This window comes from Flavobacteriales bacterium (assembly GCA_030584065.1).
Lineage (GTDB): Bacteria > Bacteroidota > Bacteroidia > Flavobacteriales_F > PHOS-HE28 > PHOS-HE28.
Genome location: CP129489.1, coordinates 3114270 through 3131865 on the forward strand (window position 1 = coordinate 3114270; position 17596 = coordinate 3131865).

General features: G+C 65.2%; 19 protein-coding genes. 7 read left to right on the top strand and 12 right to left on the bottom strand.

Annotation, left to right across the window (positions count from 1 at the left end; translation table 11 throughout):
• The first annotated feature begins 11 nt into the window (after positions 1-11).
• The gene (locus tag QY325_13035; protein WKZ65679.1) at positions 12-1001 is read left to right on the top strand and encodes a PorP/SprF family type IX secretion system membrane protein; all 990 of its coding nucleotides are present in this window, start codon (positions 12-14) and stop codon (positions 999-1001) included.
• 8 nt (positions 1002-1009) lie between these two features.
• On the opposite strand, the gene atpG is transcribed toward QY325_13035, so the two are convergent.
• The 10 genes from atpG to QY325_13085 form a co-directional block, all read right to left on the bottom strand.
• On the bottom strand, positions 1010-1888 hold the full coding sequence (atpG, locus tag QY325_13040) for an ATP synthase F1 subunit gamma (GenBank protein WKZ65680.1): 879 nt from the start codon (positions 1886-1888) through the stop codon (positions 1010-1012).
• 66 nt (positions 1889-1954) lie between these two features.
• Positions 1955-3535, bottom strand: a complete 1581-nt coding sequence (atpA, locus tag QY325_13045; GenBank protein ID WKZ65681.1) for a F0F1 ATP synthase subunit alpha — start codon at positions 3533-3535, stop codon at positions 1955-1957.
• Positions 3536-3547: 12 nt separating this feature from the next.
• A complete protein-coding gene (atpH, locus tag QY325_13050) occupies positions 3548-4108 on the bottom strand; it encodes an ATP synthase F1 subunit delta (GenBank protein WKZ65682.1) in 561 nt (186 codons plus the stop codon).
• Entirely contained in the window at positions 4105-4602 is a 498-nt protein-coding gene (gene atpF / locus QY325_13055) for a F0F1 ATP synthase subunit B (GenBank protein WKZ65683.1), read from the bottom strand. The genes atpH and atpF overlap by 4 nt, the downstream gene beginning before the upstream one ends.
• Before the next feature lie 45 nt (positions 4603-4647).
• Complete coding sequence (atpE, locus tag QY325_13060; GenBank protein ID WKZ65684.1) at positions 4648-4899, bottom strand: ATP synthase F0 subunit C; 252 nt, start codon at positions 4897-4899, stop codon at positions 4648-4650.
• Between the two features lie 25 nt (positions 4900-4924).
• Entirely contained in the window at positions 4925-6043 is a 1119-nt protein-coding gene (gene atpB / locus QY325_13065) for a F0F1 ATP synthase subunit A (GenBank protein WKZ65685.1), read from the bottom strand.
• A gap of 142 nt (positions 6044-6185) precedes the next feature.
• Entirely contained in the window at positions 6186-6413 is a 228-nt protein-coding gene (locus QY325_13070) for an AtpZ/AtpI family protein (protein WKZ65686.1), read from the bottom strand.
• Entirely contained in the window at positions 6410-6802 is a 393-nt protein-coding gene (locus tag QY325_13075; protein WKZ65687.1) for a hypothetical protein, read from the bottom strand. The genes QY325_13070 and QY325_13075 overlap by 4 nt, the downstream gene beginning before the upstream one ends.
• Positions 6803-6834: 32 nt before the next feature.
• On the bottom strand, positions 6835-7263 hold the full coding sequence (locus tag QY325_13080; protein ID WKZ65688.1) for a polymer-forming cytoskeletal protein: 429 nt from the start codon (positions 7261-7263) through the stop codon (positions 6835-6837).
• 96 nt (positions 7264-7359) lie between these two features.
• A complete protein-coding gene (locus QY325_13085; GenBank protein ID WKZ65689.1) occupies positions 7360-9987 on the bottom strand; it encodes a hypothetical protein in 2628 nt (875 codons plus the stop codon).
• Positions 9988-10059: 72 nt separating this feature from the next.
• Between QY325_13085 and QY325_13090 the strand changes: the two genes are divergently transcribed.
• Together QY325_13090 and QY325_13095 are read left to right on the top strand one after the other, a co-directional pair.
• Positions 10060-10947 carry a M23 family metallopeptidase gene (locus QY325_13090; GenBank protein ID WKZ65690.1) on the top strand — a complete coding sequence of 296 codons (888 nt, stop codon included), beginning with the start codon at positions 10060-10062 and terminating at the stop codon, positions 10945-10947.
• A 45-nt stretch (positions 10948-10992) separates the two neighbouring features.
• The gene (locus QY325_13095; protein ID WKZ65691.1) at positions 10993-12468 is read left to right on the top strand and encodes a GH3 auxin-responsive promoter family protein; all 1476 of its coding nucleotides are present in this window, start codon (positions 10993-10995) and stop codon (positions 12466-12468) included.
• Here QY325_13095 and QY325_13100 read toward each other — a convergent pair whose 3' ends face one another.
• On the bottom strand, positions 12469-12888 hold the full coding sequence (locus QY325_13100) for a Rieske (2Fe-2S) protein (protein WKZ65692.1): 420 nt from the start codon (positions 12886-12888) through the stop codon (positions 12469-12471).
• Between the two features lie 21 nt (positions 12889-12909).
• Positions 12910-14307: a glycosyltransferase family 39 protein gene (locus tag QY325_13105; GenBank protein WKZ65693.1), complete on the bottom strand. Its 1398-nt coding sequence runs from the start codon at positions 14305-14307 to the stop codon at positions 12910-12912.
• A gap of 49 nt (positions 14308-14356) precedes the next feature.
• Between QY325_13105 and QY325_13110 the strand changes: the two genes are divergently transcribed.
• From QY325_13110 to QY325_13125, 4 genes are all read left to right on the top strand, one after another.
• The gene (locus QY325_13110; GenBank protein WKZ65694.1) at positions 14357-15307 is read left to right on the top strand and encodes an L-threonylcarbamoyladenylate synthase; all 951 of its coding nucleotides are present in this window, start codon (positions 14357-14359) and stop codon (positions 15305-15307) included.
• A 214-nt stretch (positions 15308-15521) separates the two neighbouring features.
• Positions 15522-15830, top strand: a complete 309-nt coding sequence (locus QY325_13115; protein ID WKZ65695.1) for a hypothetical protein — start codon at positions 15522-15524, stop codon at positions 15828-15830.
• Between the two features lie 150 nt (positions 15831-15980).
• Entirely contained in the window at positions 15981-16367 is a 387-nt protein-coding gene (locus QY325_13120; protein ID WKZ65696.1) for an ArsC/Spx/MgsR family protein, read from the top strand.
• Positions 16368-16444: 77 nt separating this feature from the next.
• Positions 16445-17596, top strand: coding sequence for a 1-deoxy-D-xylulose-5-phosphate reductoisomerase (locus QY325_13125; protein WKZ65697.1), 1152 nt, complete (start codon positions 16445-16447; stop codon positions 17594-17596).

A 17596-nucleotide genomic window follows, 5' to 3' on the forward strand; every position in this document is an offset into this window, starting at 1 on the left:
CCTGAACAATCATGAGCATCTACAAACGCCTTTGCCACCTGACCATTGCCTTCGGCGTCAGCGCTGCGGCCCATTCTCAGGATGGCCAGCTGTCGCAGTATGAAGCAGCACCGGTATTGCTGAATCCCGCGCTAACAGGGATGTACGAGAATGCGGAGTTCCGCATGGCCTGCAACGTCCGCAGCCAGTGGACCAGCCTGTCGAGCAATTTCCTCACGACGGCGTTCGCCTATGACCTTTCGTTCCAGAAGCGTTTCGGGGCAGGGATGTACCTGACCAATTACAACATGGCAGGAATCGTGAACACCTTCCAAGCGGGCGCCTCGGGGGCCTACAACGTCTTCGACCCGAAGGGGCATCATACCCTGTCCGCGGGGGTGCAGCTGGGCCTTGTCTACAAGAAGATCAATGACCAACAGCTGGTCTGGGATGCCCAGTACAGCAACGGCAACTTTGATTCGGACCTGCCATCCGGGGAGAACCTTCAGCGCGGTGCCCGCCTGATGCCGGACGTATCGCTTGGAATCGCCTATCGCAGCACCAGTCCACGGGCGGCGGTGAAGCCGTTCGCCAACGTTGCGCTGTTCCATGTCACCACGCCCGACGAGTCCATCCTGCGGAGCACGAAGAGCGATCTGCCGATCCGCTATTCGATCAATGCCGGCCTGCGGGTGAATATCAACGAGCAGTTCGTCCTCATTCCGCAGGCCCTAGGCATGCGGCAGGGGGCTGACCAGCAGATCCACGCCGGCATGCTGGCCGAGTTCGTCATCGGTGGTTCGGTGTACAGCGCGCTGTGCGGCGCCTCTTATCGCGTGGACGATGCCGTCGTTGCCCATGTGGGCCTGAAGCACAAGAACAGCGCCTACCGGTTCAGCTACGATGTGAATACGTCTCCCCTGCGCTCGTATTCCCGGAGCAACGGGGCTTTCGAGTTCTCCATCGTGTACTACGGGACGCACGCCGGCCGCGAACGGCGGCTGGTAAGCAACGCGTTCTGAGCAGGGCCTCAGCCCTTCAGCGCCTCAGCGCCGCCTACGATCTCGAGGATCTCGTTCGTGATGCTCGCTTGGCGCGCCTTGTTGTAGGTCAGCTTCAGGTCCTTCAGCAGCGCATCGGCGTTGTCGGTGGCCTTGTGCATGGCGGTCATGCGTGCACCGTGCTCCGCAGCGAAACTGTCGAGCAGCGCCTTATAGAGCTGGATCTTCAGGCTCTTGGGGATGATTCCCTCCACGATGGTGGCCCTGTCGGGTTCCATGATGTGGTCTGCCTTGGTGCTGCCTCCGGATCCCTTCTCGGCGGGCGCGATGGGTAGGTACTGCTCCTCGGTGGTGATCTGCACCGCGGCGTTCTTGAACTTGTTGTAGAAGAGCACCACGCGGTCGTAGCGGCCCTCGGCGAACTGCTTCATGAGGAGCTCCGCAACCGGTGCGGCCTTGTCGAAGCTGAGGCCGTCGAACAGCGAAGCCAGGTCCGTCGGCAGGTTGCCATCCAGCATCCCGCTGCGGCGATAGAGGTCCATGGCCTTCTTTCCGATGGGCAGGATGCTCACCTCCTGGTTGTTCGACCGTGCCTCGGCAATGGCTTTGCGCATCAGGCGGAACACCTGGGTGTTGAATGCGCCAGCCAGCCCGCGGTTGCTCACGATGGGCACCAGCAGCACCTTCTTCACCTCTCGCTGGGCGCTGTACACCCCCTCGCTGCTGTCGAGGCTTGCGCTCACATTGCCCAGGATGGTCTGCAGCTTCTCGGCATAGGGGCGCATGCGCACGATGGCGTCCTGCGCACGGCGCAGCTTTGCCGCACTCACCATCTTCATGGCTGCGGTGATCTGCTTGGTGCTGTTCACCGAGACGATCCTGCTCCGTACCTCCTTCAGGCTGGGCATTGTACAGTGCTGCTGGTTCGGGGCCTCGGGCCGACCCCCAGGGTCGGCCCCATTCGGTCTCCGCTATTAATTGTCGAGGCTTTTCACCAGGTCAGCGGCCACCTTCTCCAGCGTGCCGGTGATCTGGTCGTTGTAATCGCCTTTCTTGAGCGCGGCGAGCACATCGCTGTGCTTGTTGCGCAGCATGGTGATGAACTCGGCCTCGAACTGCTTCACGTTCTTCACGGGCACCTTGCTGAGCAGGCCCTTGGTGCCGCAGTAGATGATGGCGATCTGCTCCTCCACGCGCATGGGGCTGTTCTGGCCCTGCTTGAGGATCTCCACGTTGCGCGCGCCCTTGTCGAGCACGGACTTGGTGGCGGCGTCGAGGTCGGAGCCGAACTTGCTGAAGGCCTCCAGCTCGCGGTACTGAGCCTGGTCGAGCTTCAGCGTGCCGGCCACCTTCTTCATCGACTTGATCTGGGCATTTCCGCCCACGCGGCTCACGCTGATGCCGACGTTGATCGCGGGGCGCACGCCACTGAGGAAGAGGTTGCTCTCCAGGAAGATCTGCCCGTCCGTGATCGAGATCACGTTGGTGGGGATATAGGCGGACACGTCGCCGGCCTGCGTCTCGATGATGGGCAGCGCGGTGAGGGAGCCGCCCCCTTTCACGCGGCCCTTCAATGAGGCGGGCAGGTCGTTCATCTCAGCGGCCACCTTGTCGTCGGCGATCACCTTGGCGGCGCGCTCCAGCAGACGGCTGTGCAGGTAGAACACGTCGCCGGGATAGGCTTCGCGGCCCGGGGGGCGGCGAAGCAGCAGCGACACCTCGCGATAGGCCACGGCCTGCTTCGAGAGATCGTCATACACGATCAGGGCAGGGCGTCCGGTGTCGCGGAAATACTCGCCGATGGCAGCGCCGGTGAAAGGCGCGTAGAACTGCATCGGGGCGGGGTCGCTGGCGTTGGCAGCAACCACGATGGTGTAGGGCATGGCGCCGTTCTCCTCCAGGGTCTTCACCGTGGCCGCCACGGTGCTGCCCTTCTGGCCGATGGCCACATAGATGCAGTACACCGGCTTGCCGGCCTCGTAGAATTCTTTCTGATTGATGATGGTGTCGATGGCCACCGTGCTCTTTCCGGTCTGGCGGTCGCCGATGATGAGCTCGCGTTGGCCGCGACCGATGGGAATCATGGCATCCACGGCCTTGATGCCGGTCTGCAGGGGCTCCTTCACGGGCTCGCGGTAGATAACGCCCGGGGCACGGCGCTCCAACGGCATTTCGAAGAGCTCGCCGCCGATGGGGCCCTTGCCGTCGATGGGCTCGCCAAGGGTGTTCACCACGCGGCCCACCATCTGCTCGCCGACGTTGATGCTGGCGATGCGCTTGGTGCGCTTCACGGTGTCGCCCTCCTTGATGCCCACGCTGGACCCTAGGAGTACGGCGCCCACGTTGTCCTCCTCCAGGTTGAGCACGATGCCGCGGAGGCCGCTGTTGAACTCGATGAGTTCGCCGCTCTGCACGCCCTTGAGGCCGTAGATGCGTGCGATGCCATCACCGACCTGCAGCACCGTTCCGACCTCTTCCAGCTCGGCCTCGCTGCGGAAGCCGGCGAGTTCTTGTTTCAGGATCGCCGTCACTTCGGCGGGTTGCACATGGGCCATGGCCTTCTTGCTTTAGATCTCGGGGATGTACGGGTTCTCGGAGAACTTGCGGCGCAGGTCGCTCAGGCGGCGGCTCACGCTGCCGTCGTACTGCTCGTCTCCGATGCGGATGGTGAGCCCGCCGATGAGTGCGGCGTCCACCTGCTCCTGCAGTTCAATGGTCTTTCCGGGGTGCTGCTTCTCCGCAAGGGCGCGCACCTTGGCACGCGTGGCATCGCTGATCGGCGCGGCGCTAGTCACCTGCGCGGTGACGATGCCCTTATGCTGCCGGTACAGCTCGCCGAACGCTTCGGCCACGTGCGGAAGGAGCTCTTCCCGGCCCTTGCGCGCCAGCACGCCCATGAAGGCGTTGGTGATCTGGCCCACCTTGCCGGCGAACACCTGCTCCAGGATGCGCTCCTTCTTGTCCGTCTTCACCACCGGGCTTTTCAGCAGCACCACCAGGTCGCGGCTGCCGGTGCATGTGGCGGCCACCAGGCGCATGTCCTCGTGCACGCCTGCGAGCACGCCCCTCTCTTGGGCGAGCTCCATGAGCGAGCGGGCATAGCGGTAGGCTACCGGGGCGACGTTCATGACTTGCGCAGCTCGGCTTCGGCCATCACCTTGTCCACCAGGCCCTGTTGGGCGGCGGCGTCCCCGAGCTTCTCCCGCAGGATGCGCTCGGCCACCAGGATGCTCAGCTCGGCCACCTGGTTCTTCATGTCGGTGATGGCGGCGTTCTTCTCGTTCTGGATGTCGGTGCGGGCGCGCGCCAGCAGCGCGTCCGCCTCGGCTTTCGCCTTCGCTTTCGCCTCGGCGATCTCCTTGTCGCGGATGTCGCGGGCCTCCTTCAGCAGCAGCTCCCGCTCCTCGCGCGCCTGGCGCATCAGCTCCTCGTTGCGGGCATTCAGGGCCGTCATCTCCTCGCGCGCCTTCTTCGCTTCGTTGAGCGCGTCGGCAATGGAGGACTCTCGGTCCTTGAGTCCCTTGAGGATCGGCTTCCACGCGAACTTGGCCAGGATGAACAGCACCGTCAGGAACGATACCATCATCCAGAAGATGAGGCCATAGGAGAACTCGATGAGCATGACGCTGAGGTTGGGTCGATGACGAGGCGTTGCCGTGCGGCGCCCTTAGAGCACCATGGCCAGCAGGCCCACCACGATGCCGAACATGGCGGCGCCTTCCACGAGGGCGGCGGCGAGGATCATGTTGGCGCGGATGTCGTTGGTGGCTTCGGGCTGGCGGGCGATGGCCTGCATGGCGTCACCACCGATGCGGCCGATGCCGATGCCGGCGGCCAGGGCGGCCACGCCTGCGCCGATGGCGGCGAAACCGAAGTGACCATTCTCAGCGACGGCTTGCAGGAGGAACGAGAGGAACATGACGTTGTTGGGTTTGCGGGTTGTTCTAGTGGTGATGGGGCTCTTCGATGGCGGCCCCGAAGTACATCGCGGAGAGGAAGGTGAACACGAAGGCCTGGATGAAGGCCACCAGGAGCTCCAGCATGCTCATGAACACGGTGAAGAGCAGGCTGAAGATGCTCACGCCCCAGCCAAGCCCGGCGTTGATCTCACCGAAGATGAAGATGAGCGCGAAGAAGCTTAGCACGATGATGTGGCCCGCCGTGATGTTCGCGAAGAGTCGGATCATCAGGATGGCCGGGCGCAGGAACACGCCCAGTATCTCCACCGGGGTGAGGATCAGCAGCACGGGCTTCGGTACGCCCGGCATGGCCAGGATGTGGCCCCAGTAATGCCGGTTGCCGTTCAGCAGGGTGATGATGAAGGTGATGGCCGCCAGCGCGAAGGTGACAGAGATGCTGCCGGTTACGTTGGCACCGAAGGGGAAGAGTGGGATAAGCCCCATCAGGTTGTTGATGAGGATGAAGAAGAACACCGTGAGCAGGTACGGCATGAAGCGCTCGTACTTGGGCCCGATGTTCGCTCTGGCCACGTCATCGCGCACGAAGAGGATGATGGGCTCGATGAGGTTCTGCAGGCCAGTGGGAGCCTGGCCGGGGCGGCGGGCGTAGGCCTTGGCCACGCTCAGGAAGATCAGCAGCATGAGCGCCGCGCTCACGAAGATGGCCAGCACATTCTTGGTGATGCTGAAGTCGATGGTGGCCTGCGTCAGCTCCTCGTTCACTGTTGCCGCATGCACCGGTGTGCCATCAGCCGCGTCGGTGGCCACGATCTTCTTGCCCTGCAGCATGTACCCGCCATAAGCTTCCTCGCCGTGGTGGAACTTTCCGCTGCTGAAGATGCTCAGGCCGCGCTGGCTGTTGTACACGATAACCGGGAGCGGGAGCGAAGTGTGCCCCCACAGGTGCCAGCCGTGCTCGTCGGTCACGTGGCCCATGATCATCTCGCCCGGGTTGAACTTGGCATGGGCGGCCTCCTCATGGGAGCCGTGTTCGACGGCCGTCATCGCAACGGCGGCGGAATCCACCTGGCCATGGCTGTGCCCGTCGTGCTCATGACCTTCGTGCTGCGCGGCGACGGGGCCCAACGCAAGGGCTCCGAACATCAGGGAAATCAGGCGCAGCAAGGCTTTCAGCGGCATCACGGACAAGGGGCACCCCTTCTTTGCGGCCGCGAAGGTAGGGATCCGCGCGGAACAACAAGGAATCCGCGCAAAACGATCGGTGGCGCCCGAAGGGCCCAGGCCGTCAGCGGGGCCTGGTCTCTTTGAAGAGGTGCAGCATGGCGCCGGCGATGCCAATCAGGCTCAGCCCGAGCGTGAACACCGGGAAGCGCCAGGCCAGCTGCTTGTCCGCCCACATGCCCAGGAAGGTGAAGGCCAGCACGATGCCGATCATGGTGAGGCCGAGCCCCATGAAGCGCAGGTAGCCGCCATAGGCCTTGCGCGCCTTGCGCAGGTCGTCGGGCCCCTTCATGTCCTCGGAAGCCGGCGCGACAGCCCGCTCAAACGAACCGTGCTGAACGCCAGGTAGGCGAGGTACAGCGCCGCGAACGTGATGCCCGCCGTGAGCACCGACTCCTTCGGTGAGCGCAGGAGCACCAGGACGAGCATGCCCAGGGAAAGGAGCATCTTGATGCCCAGTCCCGCCATGAAGCGCCTTGCGAAGCCCTTGGGATCCGCGGCCATCGCATGTTCCTGCCACAGGTGCAGCCCGATGGCGAGCAGGGTGAACCACGCCAACATGAGCCCATGCACGGGTTCGAACGGCAGGCGCAGGGCGAACAGCACCAGCCATTGCAGCAAGCCCAAGGTGGCTGCGAAGAGCAGGATGGGAATGAGGAAGGACCAGCGGCGCGGTGCCATCGGCTAAGCTCCGGCTGGGACGCCCGGCATCATCAGCGCGATGCCTGAGCGGGTTGGGCGGCGCTTCCCGCGGCGTTCTCCGTGCGCAGGCGAACGGGGTCCATTTCCTTCACCACGCCGCCTGCCATGCTGCAGTTGCCGGTGAAGACGGCCCCCGGCTCGATGGCCAGCTTCTTGGTGTTGATGTCGCCCTGGAGCTTGGCGGTGGCTTTCAGGCTCAGCAGGTCCTGGCAATTGATGCGGCCCAGCACGGTGCCCTCGATATCACTGCTCTGGCAGACCACCTCGCCCTCGATCACGCCCGTTTGACCGACGATCACCCGTCCGCGGGCATGCACGGTGCCCTTCACCCGGCCATCGATACGGATGTTGCTGTCGCTCTGGATCTCGCCCACGATGGAGGTGCCCTCCATGATGCTGTTGATCTTGCCGGGGCTAACGGGTTCGTTGGGCTTGCTCATGGTCGTTGGGGCGGGTTTATCGCTGCGGAACATGGTCCCTTGGCTGGGTGTTAACGATGGCCTTCGCGGCAAAGATAGCCGTGCCGGCCACTTATCCTACTGACGATCAAGGTAATTCTGCTGGAAGAAGGCCCGGTAGCCCGCCACATCCTTCGCCTTGTAGAAGAGGGTGTAATTCGCCTGGGTGATGGCAAAGGCCGGATAGCCTTGGTCGGAGAGACCCTGGAGCATGTCCTCGTTTCCCGTGAAGAGCGCATGGTACTCCATGGCCTTGGCCTTGTTGGGGAGCGGGCTGATGAGCACCAGTTGCTGGTCGCTGCCCAGGATACTGCTGGTCACCTGTAGCGGCGTATGGCCGAAATAAGCCCCATTGAAGTCCGAGACCGCTGCGCGGATGGTGCTCATGTCCGTGCCGGCGTTGGGTACCACCACCACATACGTGTGCGGGCCATCGTCCTTGGAGTAGGGCGTGGCTTCGGCCGCCCTGGGCTTGGGCGCACCGCCACCGCTCCCATCAAGGCCGGCAAGCAGTTCCTCGGCGCGCGAGGCCTCCTCCGTACCGGGGAACTGGGACTTCACGGCGAGGAGCGCGGTACGGTATTCAGGGATGTTGCGCGTGCCGCCGATGGCCATGGCGCGCAGGAAGTGGTATTTCGGGCGGTAGTGGTTGTTGGGCTCCTCCGCGATCACCCTGTCGCAGGCGGCGATCACAGGGTAATAGGAGTATTGGCGGAACAGGCGGTACACCTCCTTGTAAGCGGCTTCCTCCTCCTTCTTGCGGGCCTCGTCGGCCATGAGGATGTTGGGGTCGCGCACGAGCCGCGCGAACTCCGACTCGGGCCAGCGGTCGAGGATGATGTTGGCGTAGGTCTGGGAGCCGCTGCCGCCCATGAGGTCCACCCACCCGTTGGCTTCCTTCTCCAGGTAGATGCGGTAGAGCTGATAGTGGCTCTCAGGGGTGTACCGGCATTCATCGAACCGGTTGTTGAGCACCTCGAAGCTCTCGATGGCATTGTCGATGTCGCGCAGCTGCTCCTTGTAGATCATGCCGCTGGCGTAGAGTGCACCGCAGATCCGCCCGTTCGAGGCCGCCAGCGCGGAGTCGCCGCGCGGGATGTCCCGGAGGTAGAAGGAGGGGTCCTTCCATTCCGCCTCGGCTTTATCGCCCGCACCATCATCGCCCCCTTCCTCCTCTTCCTCGTCATCGCCCATGGCCAGGGCGCTGCCGCTGCGGTCCTGCCGGCGCCAGTCGTCCTCCAGCTTGCGGCTGCCCCACTTCTTGCGAAAGCTGGCCATGCCCCGGCTGATCTGCTGCGGGTCGTAGAAGTACCAGTTCCCGCGGCTTCCCGGAGGGCCACCCGGCGGTTTGGCCGCCGGCGTCTCGGGCAGGGCGCGCGCCTCCGCCTCGCGCCGGGCGCGGTCTTCCTCGGCGTTCTCCCGCTCGCGGATGATTCCGCGGATCTTCTTCTCCAGCTCGGATTCATCCAGCCCCATCAGCCCTTGCAGGCTGTCCTCCCGAGCGATGATATCGAGCTGTTGCACCAGGTCGCCCAGTACCCTGGCGCGGGTCTCCACCTCTCCGTAGCGCACATGCGTTTCGGCCAGCAGCACCTTGGTGCTGTCGTAGTACTGCTGCGCGGGCACGTATCTGCGGTCCTCGAAGAACAGGTCCGCGAGCCTCAGGAAGCTCTTGGCCTTCTGCTTGGTGTCCGTGGTGCTCGCCTGCACGCTCTGCTTCAGCCGGGCAATGGCCTCGTCGCGCTTCCGCTCCTTCAGGTCCAGGTCCGCCAGCGCGTAGTGGATCATGTCGAAGTGGTCGATGTGCTTGTCGTCGCGGAGCATGGCATTGAGCCGTTTGCGCAGCGTCTTGGTGTCGCCCTTGTTGAAGGAGAGCGCCTGGAAGATCTGCGCATGGAACGCCATCTCATAGGGCGGCGCCATCTTCACCACGGCCGCGAACTGGTCGATGGCCTTCTTCTCCTGGCCCTTGATGCCGTAGAGCTGCGCCAGTACGAAGGCCCACCGCACCTTCTCGCGCTTCCGCTTGGCGAGCGGGACGGCACGCTCCAGATGCATGATGGCATCATCCACCTTGCCGCGCTTGAGCTCCAGTTCAGCCTGCACGGCGGCCAGCTCGCCCTCGTCGAGATGCTTCGGGCGGTCCTTGGCGTTGGCTACATTATCCAACGCGCTCTGGGCCTTGGCGAACTGCTCGAGCTGGATTGCGGTGCGCGCCACCCAGACCAGCGCGTCGTGCTCGCGGTCGCTGCCCTTGTAGGCCCTGGTAATGTGCGTGAAGCCGCGCTCCGCCTCGGAGAAGTTGCGCTTGTAGAACTGGCTGCGCGCGATCACGAACCAGGCATCGTCCACCCAGGTGTTCTTCTCCTTGCCCTTGATCTCCATGCTGTGCCGCTCGATGACCAGCGAGCACTTGTCGATGCACTTCTCCAGGTCGGGCGTTGCGGATTTGGCCTGCTGCTCGCTGCCATAGACGAAGAGCGGCAGCACCTGGTCGAAGTCGTCCACGTGCGCGTCCTCGATGCCCATCACCACCTCCTTCAGCTTCTCGTTCGCGTTGAACCAGCCGTTGTCGCGTGCGGTGAGCCGGTGGTAGGTGCGATTGGCGAACGCGTCCTTTTCCGTGGAGCAGCCCCCATGCAGCAGGGCCAGCGCCCCCCCGAAAAGGAGGGCGTGCGGAAGCAGGGACGTGCGGGGAAGGGCCACTCGGCGTGGATAACTGCGGGCGGCCGAAGTTATTTCATGGCGCCCTAAGGCGCGCGCGCGAACTTTGCGCCCATGGCGGTGGATGCCGGAACCCGGAAGCGAACCCAACGGCGGAGCCTGTGGCAGCGGCTGCGCAGCCGCTACCGGCTGGTGCTCATCGACGAGCGGGATTTCCGGGAGCGCTTCTCCTTCAGGCTCAACCGACTGAGCTTCCTGGTGTTCACGGTCGTGGCCTTCGTGCTCTACGGCACCATGGTGGCAGCCGTGATCGTGCTCACGCCGCTCAAACGGTACATTCCCGGCTACTCCGACCAGGAGACGAAGCTCAACGCCTATCGGAGCACTATGCTGGCCGATTCGCTGGAAGCCGTGGCGGGTGCCCAGCGCGCCTACATCGAGAACCTGCGCGCGGTGCTTACCGGCGATGTGGCGGCCGACAGCGTGCAGCTGCGTCCCTCGCTGCTGAAGCCCGGTCCGCAGGACCTGAAGCCAGGCGCTGCGGATAGCGCCCTGCGCGCCAAGGTGGCGCAGGAGGAGCGGTACAGTCTGGTGGAGGGACGCGCTACCACCGAGCGGCGCGAGCTCGCCAGCGTGCTCTTCGTGCCGCCGGTGACCGGTGTCATCACCGCTGAATTCGACCGGGCGCTCGGCCACTATGGCATCGATGTGGTCACCACGGCCGATGCCGCGGTGAAGTCGTGCCTGGCCGGCACCGTTACCCTCGCCAGCTGGACCACCGATGCCGGGTATGTGCTGCAGGTGCAGCACACCAACGGTGTGACCAGCCTCTACAAGCACAATCGCGTGCTGCTGAAGAAGGTGGGCGACCGCGTGAAGGCCGGGGAGGCGCTGGCCATTGTCGGCAACACCGGGGAGAACAGCACCGGCCCGCACCTGCACTTCGAGCTGTGGCACAATGGGGAGCCGGTGGATCCCCAGGCCTACATGGCGTTCAAATGAACATACTCCCCGCCACCGCCGCCGGGCAGCGTCACTGACTGTGCCATGTCACTGAAAGCAGCCATTGCAAGGCCCTATGCGCAATCGGTGACCGGTGCCGTGATGCGGCGGGCCTTGGACCCCCCCGCCACGCAGCTGGCCGTGCTGCGCGGCCTGGTGCGCTTCGGCGGCGACACGGCCTTCGGGCGCGAGCACCGCATCCACGATGTGCGCGACCACGCCGGGCTTGTGCAGGCTGTTCCCCTGCGCGACTACGAGGGCTTCAGGCCTTATGTGGACCGCATCCTCTTCGGGGAGGACGACGTGCTCTGGCCCGGCCGCCCGCTCTACTTCTGCAAAACAAGCGGCACTACCAGCGGGGCCAAGTACATCCCCATCACGCGTGAGAGCCTGCCCAACCACATCGGCAGCGCCCGGCGCGCCCTGCTGGCCTACATCGCCCACAGTGGCCGGGCCGACTTCGTGGATGGCAAGATGATCTTCCTCCAGGGCAGCCCGGTGCTCGACCGATCGCGCCGCATCCCCATCGGGCGCCTCAGCGGCATCGTGGCCAACCACGTGCCCGCCTACCTGCTCAAGAACCGCATGCCCAGTTTCGCCACTAACAGCATCCCCGACTGGGAGACGAAGGTGGAGGCCATCGTGGGCGAGACGATGACCGCGGACATGCGCCTTATCAGCGGCATCCCCGCCTGGGTGCAGATGTACTTCGAGCGGCTGCTGGCACGCACCGGCAAGGCCACCGTGAAGGAGGTGTTCCCGAGATTCTCCCTCTTCGTCTACGGCGGCGTCAACTACGCGCCCTATCGCTCGCGGATGGAGGCGCTCATCGGCGGCAGCGTGCCCAGCGTGGAGCTCTTTCCTGCGAGCGAGGGCTTCATCGCTTATCAGGACAAGGACAACGACGACGGCCTGCTGCTGGTGCTGGACAACGGCATCTACTTCGGCTTCGTGCCCATGCAGGGCAACGACCGCCGCCCGCGATCCATCGCCGAGGTGGAACTGGACACGCAGTATGCGCTGGTGCTCTACACCAATGCCGGGCTTTGGGGCTACGAGATCGGCGATACGGTGAAGTTCACCTCGCTCACCCCGCCACGGATCAAGGTCACCGGCCGCACCAAGCACTTCACCAGTGCCTTCGGTGAGCACGTGATCGCCGAGGAGGTGGAGGGCGCGCTGAAGGACGCCATCGCCGCCGTGCCCTGCGAGGTGGCCGAGTTCACCGTGGCCCCGCAGACCGATCCTGCCGAGGGCCTGCCCTACCACGAGTGGTTCATCGAGTTCGCAGCGCTGCCGGCGGACATGGCCCGGTTCGCTGCAGCGATGGACGAGGCACTGCAGAAGCGCAACCCCTACTACAAGGACCTCATCACCGGCAAGGTACTGCGGCCGCTCGTGATCACGACCGTGGCGCGTGGCGGCTTCGCGGCGTGGATGAAGGCCCGTGGCATGAACGACGCCCAGAGCAAAGTGCCGCGGCTGGCCAACGATCGGCGGTACGTGGAGGGATTGGGGTGATTACCCCACGGTTACCCGCAGCATGTCCCCTTCCACGGTGGCCGGAAAGCGCTTCAGGTCGTGCTTGCTGGGCCCCTTGGTCACCTTGCCGTCGCGGTCGAAGGTGCTGCCGTGCCACTCGCAGGTGAGCACGCCGCCCTTCTCCTTCACCGGGCCGTTCTTGTGCGGGCAGTTCAACAGGAGCGCGGCGTAGGAGCCATCGTCGCGTCGCACCACCATCAGCTTGGCGTCCAGTCCTTGTGCCCGCAGCACGGTAGTGCCGCTCTTTCCCAGGTCAGCCAGCGGAACGCTCAGGGTGCCATTGCTCACGGCGAGGCCTTTGGCGCCGGAACAGCTTTCCAGCGATGCAGCGGCGGGCACCACCGCCAGCGCGGCGCAAGCCTGGCAGGCGGTACGGAGGAATCGTCGACGGTCCATCATGCGGTGAATTTAGCTGGCGGATCAATCCGTCCGCCGCGGCGCGCCATGCACCCGCCAGTGCGCGTCCTCGTGCAGCACCGGCCATGGCACGGCCGCATCCGTTTCGCGCCGCTCCACGAACACCGCGCGCAGGCCCAGGGCCGCCAAGCTGTCCAGGGTGTGCCGCTGCTGCGCTTCTTCCGCTGTCAGGTTCCAGCCGGAACGGTGCAGGTAGTACATGGGTCGGGGGTCCAGGCCGGACGAGGTGGCCACCAGGTCGTGGGGGCCGGTGAAGCGGTCCGCGAGGCCCTCGGCTTCCAGGAGGTAGGCGCGCTCACTTCCCCCGGTGAGGTCGTGCCAGCGCATGCCCGCGCCCTCCGCCACCACCAGCGCCAGCACCGCCGCCGTGGCCGCCCCTCGCGGGAGGCACTCCAGCCCCAGCCCCGCCAGCAGGGCCAGGAGCGGCACCAGTGGGATGATGTAGTAGGCATGCAGGGCGAACACATCGCCGGCCTTGACCATGATCAGCGCGAAGGGCAGCAGGATGCCAAGCGCCACGCCCGCCGTTCGGGTATCGCGGTTGCGCATGGCCCTCCAGATGCCGACGCATACGCCGAGGAAGGCGGCATGGCTCATCAGTGCGGAGAAACGGAAGCGCTCGGCGGCCTTGCCGGCATGCGCCCAGAGCTGCTGCAGCCCCTCCGCGAGGGGGTAGGGGAAGTAGAGCGGGTTGCCGTATGCGGTGAGCAGGTGGGGCTGCCAGACGAAGTACCACCAGGCCACGGGCGCGATTGCCAGGGCCAGCGACGCGAGGGCCAACACGCGCCGACCCTGCGTGAAGCCGCGCTCAAGTGTCATCAGCGCCCAGGGCGCCAGCAGAACCACCGCTGGAATCTTGCAGAGGCCGCCGATCGCTGCCATGGGAATGGCCAGGGCGAACCACCAAGCGCTGGTTCGCAGCGCCCGGTCCACGGCCCATAGGGCGATGAGCACCAGCGCCGCGCTGAAGACGTCCGGCATGGACTTGCGGCCATAGACGAACCAGGAGGACCACAGCAGGATGAAGGCGGCAAGGAATGCCACGCGCTCCCCGTAGCGCTGCCGAACAAGCGCATGAAAGGCCCAGGCTCCGAGGGCGGAAGCGATCAAGGCCACCAGGCGCCCATACCAGTGCGCAGGCCCGAACGCCCGGTAGAGAAGCGCCACCGCTGCATTGAACCCCGGGAATTCGCTGGCCACCACACCGGGTCGCTCGCCGGAGAGGTCCGTTCGTGGGTGCAGCAGGTCGATGCCCTCCTCGGCCATGTTGCGCGCCACCATATTGGTGAACGCCTGGCGCCAGCTGTGCGCGGTCTCCAGCGGCGGGGAGGTGATGCCGATCAGCCGCACCAGCGTGGTGAGCAGGATCCACAGGCGGATGTCGCCGAGACGCTTGGGCATGCGGCCAAAGTAGGCGGCGCAGCGCGCGTTGACGTCGCACATTTGCAGCATGCAATCGGCCATCGGCACCGATTTGGAGCATGCCGCACGACTGCTCGAGGCGGGAGGCATCGTGGCGATACCCACCGAAACGGTGTATGGGCTCGCCGCCAATGCCTTCGATGAGTCCGCGGTGCTGAAGGTCTTCGAGGCGAAGCAGCGCCCGGCCTTCGACCCGCTGATCGTGCATGTGGGCGCCTTGGGCGATGCGCACAAGGTGGTCCGCGAGCTGCCTCCCGGCGCGGAGGCCCTCATGCACGCCTTCTGGCCGGGACCCCTTACCCTGGTGCTGCCCAAGCGCCCTGCGGTGCCCGACCTGGTGACCAGCGGGCTCGACACCGTGGGCGTGCGCATGCCGCGCCACCCGCTCACACGCGCGCTGCTCGAGCGGCTCCCCTTCCCCCTGGCCGCGCCCAGCGCCAACCCCTTCGGCTACGTTAGCCCCACCACCGCGCAGCACGTGGCCGACCAGCTCGGCGCGCGCATTCCGTACATCCTCGATGGCGGCCCGTGCGCGGTGGGCGTGGAATCCACCATCCTCGGCTGGGAGGGCGATCGCTGGGTGCTCTACCGCCCGGGCGGCATCGCGCTGGAGGATATCGAGCGCGTGATTGGCACCGTGGCGCAGGCGGTGAAGCAGGTGCTGCCCGCGGCGCCCGGCATGCTCGAGAGCCATTACGCTCCCCGTAAGCCGGTGCACGTGGGCGACATCGATGCACTGCTGCGCCGCTTCGCGGGAAGGCGCATCGGCATCATCAGCTTCCGGAACGAGTACCCGGGCCACCGCTGCGAGTTGCTCAGCGAGCGCGGCGACCTGGCCGAGGCCGCGCGCAACCTCTTCGCGGTGCTGCGCGACCTGGACGGCGGCGATTGCACGGTGATCCTCGCCGAGCGCTTCCCCGACGAGGGCCTTGGCCGAGCCATCAACGACCGGCTGCGGCGGGCATCGGCGGCACGCTGATACCTTTCGCGGAAACCGCCGCATGAGGATCCTGGTATCGATGGTCTTGTTGCTGCTAGTCGGCGACGCTTCTGCGCAAGCGCCCGGCAGGGAGCCGGGCCACCAGCTCAGGCTGATCAGGGCCGCCTACCTGAATAAGGACCATCCACACTCGGTTGGTGCCTTGTTCATGGTCACAGCTACGGACACGGCTCACTTCCCGCCCGTTCTGAGCATGGGTATCAGCTACGCGGTGAATGGCGATAGTGCGATGCAGCGGATCGACATTCAGAAGGACCCCTTGGGGCGTGTTTCGATTGAGATTTTCGACAAGAACATCAAGGAGAAGGCGCCGAACCTCTACTCCCGCATCAAGCACAGGGTTGACATGGATGCGCACGAGCATCTGCTCTTCCTGTTCATCCGGATGCGGAACATCTCCGAGGAGCCGATAAAGGAGATCGAGCTCGCGTATGGCCTATGGGAGAAGCAGGACCTGAGCGTCCGGGTTGAACAGCGCTTCAAGGCGCGTCTCGCCGATTGAGTCGCGCGGCCGATCGCGCACGGCTCAGCCACGTCGATCCGCAGGCTCGACCGGTCGAAAAGCAGGCGCGCGGGGCACATTTCCCCCGCAACACGGCACCAATCGGCGCGTTCGCCACTAACTTCACCGTGCCACCAAATCCTCTTCGCCATGAGCACCACCCTCAACTCGAAGGAACTGACGCTCGTGTACGACAGCAGCACCCCGGAGGGCCGCAAGGCATTGGCCTATGCCTACACGCTGGCGCCCCGGGTGAACAAGCAGGATGTGAGCGAGGTGAGCCTGAGCACGACCTTCGTGCGCCAGGTGCTGAAGCAGTTGAACCTGAGGCCCAAGGACCTGCTGAACCGTGCGCATCCGTACTACCAGCAGCACCTGCGCGGCCGTGACCTGGACGGCGAGGGCTGGCTGAACGTGCTCGCGCACAATCCCGGCCTGCTCAAGGCGCCCATCGCGCTCCAGGGTGACAGGGCCGTGCTCTGCGAGCCGGCCTCCCTGATCTGCACCATCACGGAGGCGCAGCGCAAGGCCGGTTAGCAGCAGCCCTGCCAACACCGATCTTCGCGCCCCGGTCGCGCGCCCCTTGGCCCATGCGCAGACGGCCGCATGAGCACATGAAGCGTATCGCCATACTCGGCTCCACCGGCTCCATCGGCACGCAAGCGCTGGAGGTGGTGCGTGAGCAACCGGACCATTTCCAGGTGGAGCTGCTCACCTGCGGCAACCGCGTGGACCTGCTGATCGAGCAGGCGCTCACCTTCAAGCCCAATGCGGTGGTGATCGGCGACCCCGCCCAATTGCCGCGCGTGAAGGACGCCCTCTTCCCGCACGGTATCAAGGCCTATGCGGGCACGGAGGCGCTGGAGCAGGCGGTGACCATGGAGGACATCGATGTGGTGCTTACCGCGCTGGTGGGCTATGCCGGCCTGAAGCCTACACTGGCCGCCATCGAGGCCGGCAAATCCATCGCGCTCGCGAACAAGGAGACGCTGGTCGTGGCCGGCGCGCTCGTCACCAAGGCCGCCCGCGAGAAGGCGGTGAACATCTACCCGGTGGACAGCGAGCACAGTGCGATCTTCCAGTGCCTCGCGGGCGAATGGGAGAACCCCATCGAGAAGATCGTGCTCACCGCCAGCGGCGGGCCCTTCCGGGGCAAGAGCCGGCAGGAGCTGGCCGCAGTGACCAAGGCGCAGGCCCTGAAGCACCCCAATTGGGACATGGGCGCGAAGATCACCATCGACAGCGCCAGCCTCATGAACAAGGGGCTGGAGGCCATCGAGGCGAAGTGGCTCTTCAACCTGGGCAAGGAGCAGATCGAGATCGTGGTGCATCCACAGAGCATCATCCACAGCGTGGTCCAGTTCCGCGACGGCAGCATGAAGGCGCAGATGGGCCTGCCGGACATGAAGCTGCCCATCCAGTACGCGCTCTCGTACCCGCAGCGCCTTCAAACAACCTGGCCGCGCTTCGATTTCACCAAGTACCCCGCGCTCACCTTCGAGCAGCCCGACCTCGCCACCTTCCGCAACCTGGCGCTCGCCCTCGATGCCATGGACCGCGGGGGCAACGCGCCCTGCGTGCTCAACGCCGCCAACGAGGTGGCCGTGGAGCTCTTCCTCAAGGACGCCATCGGGTTCCTCGCGATGAGCGACCTGGTGGAGGACTGCCTGGCCCGCGTCCCATTCACCCCCGATCCGCAACTTGCCGACCTCATGGCCAGCGATGCCGAGGCCCGGCGCCTGGCGCGTGAGCTTGCCCGCCGCTAG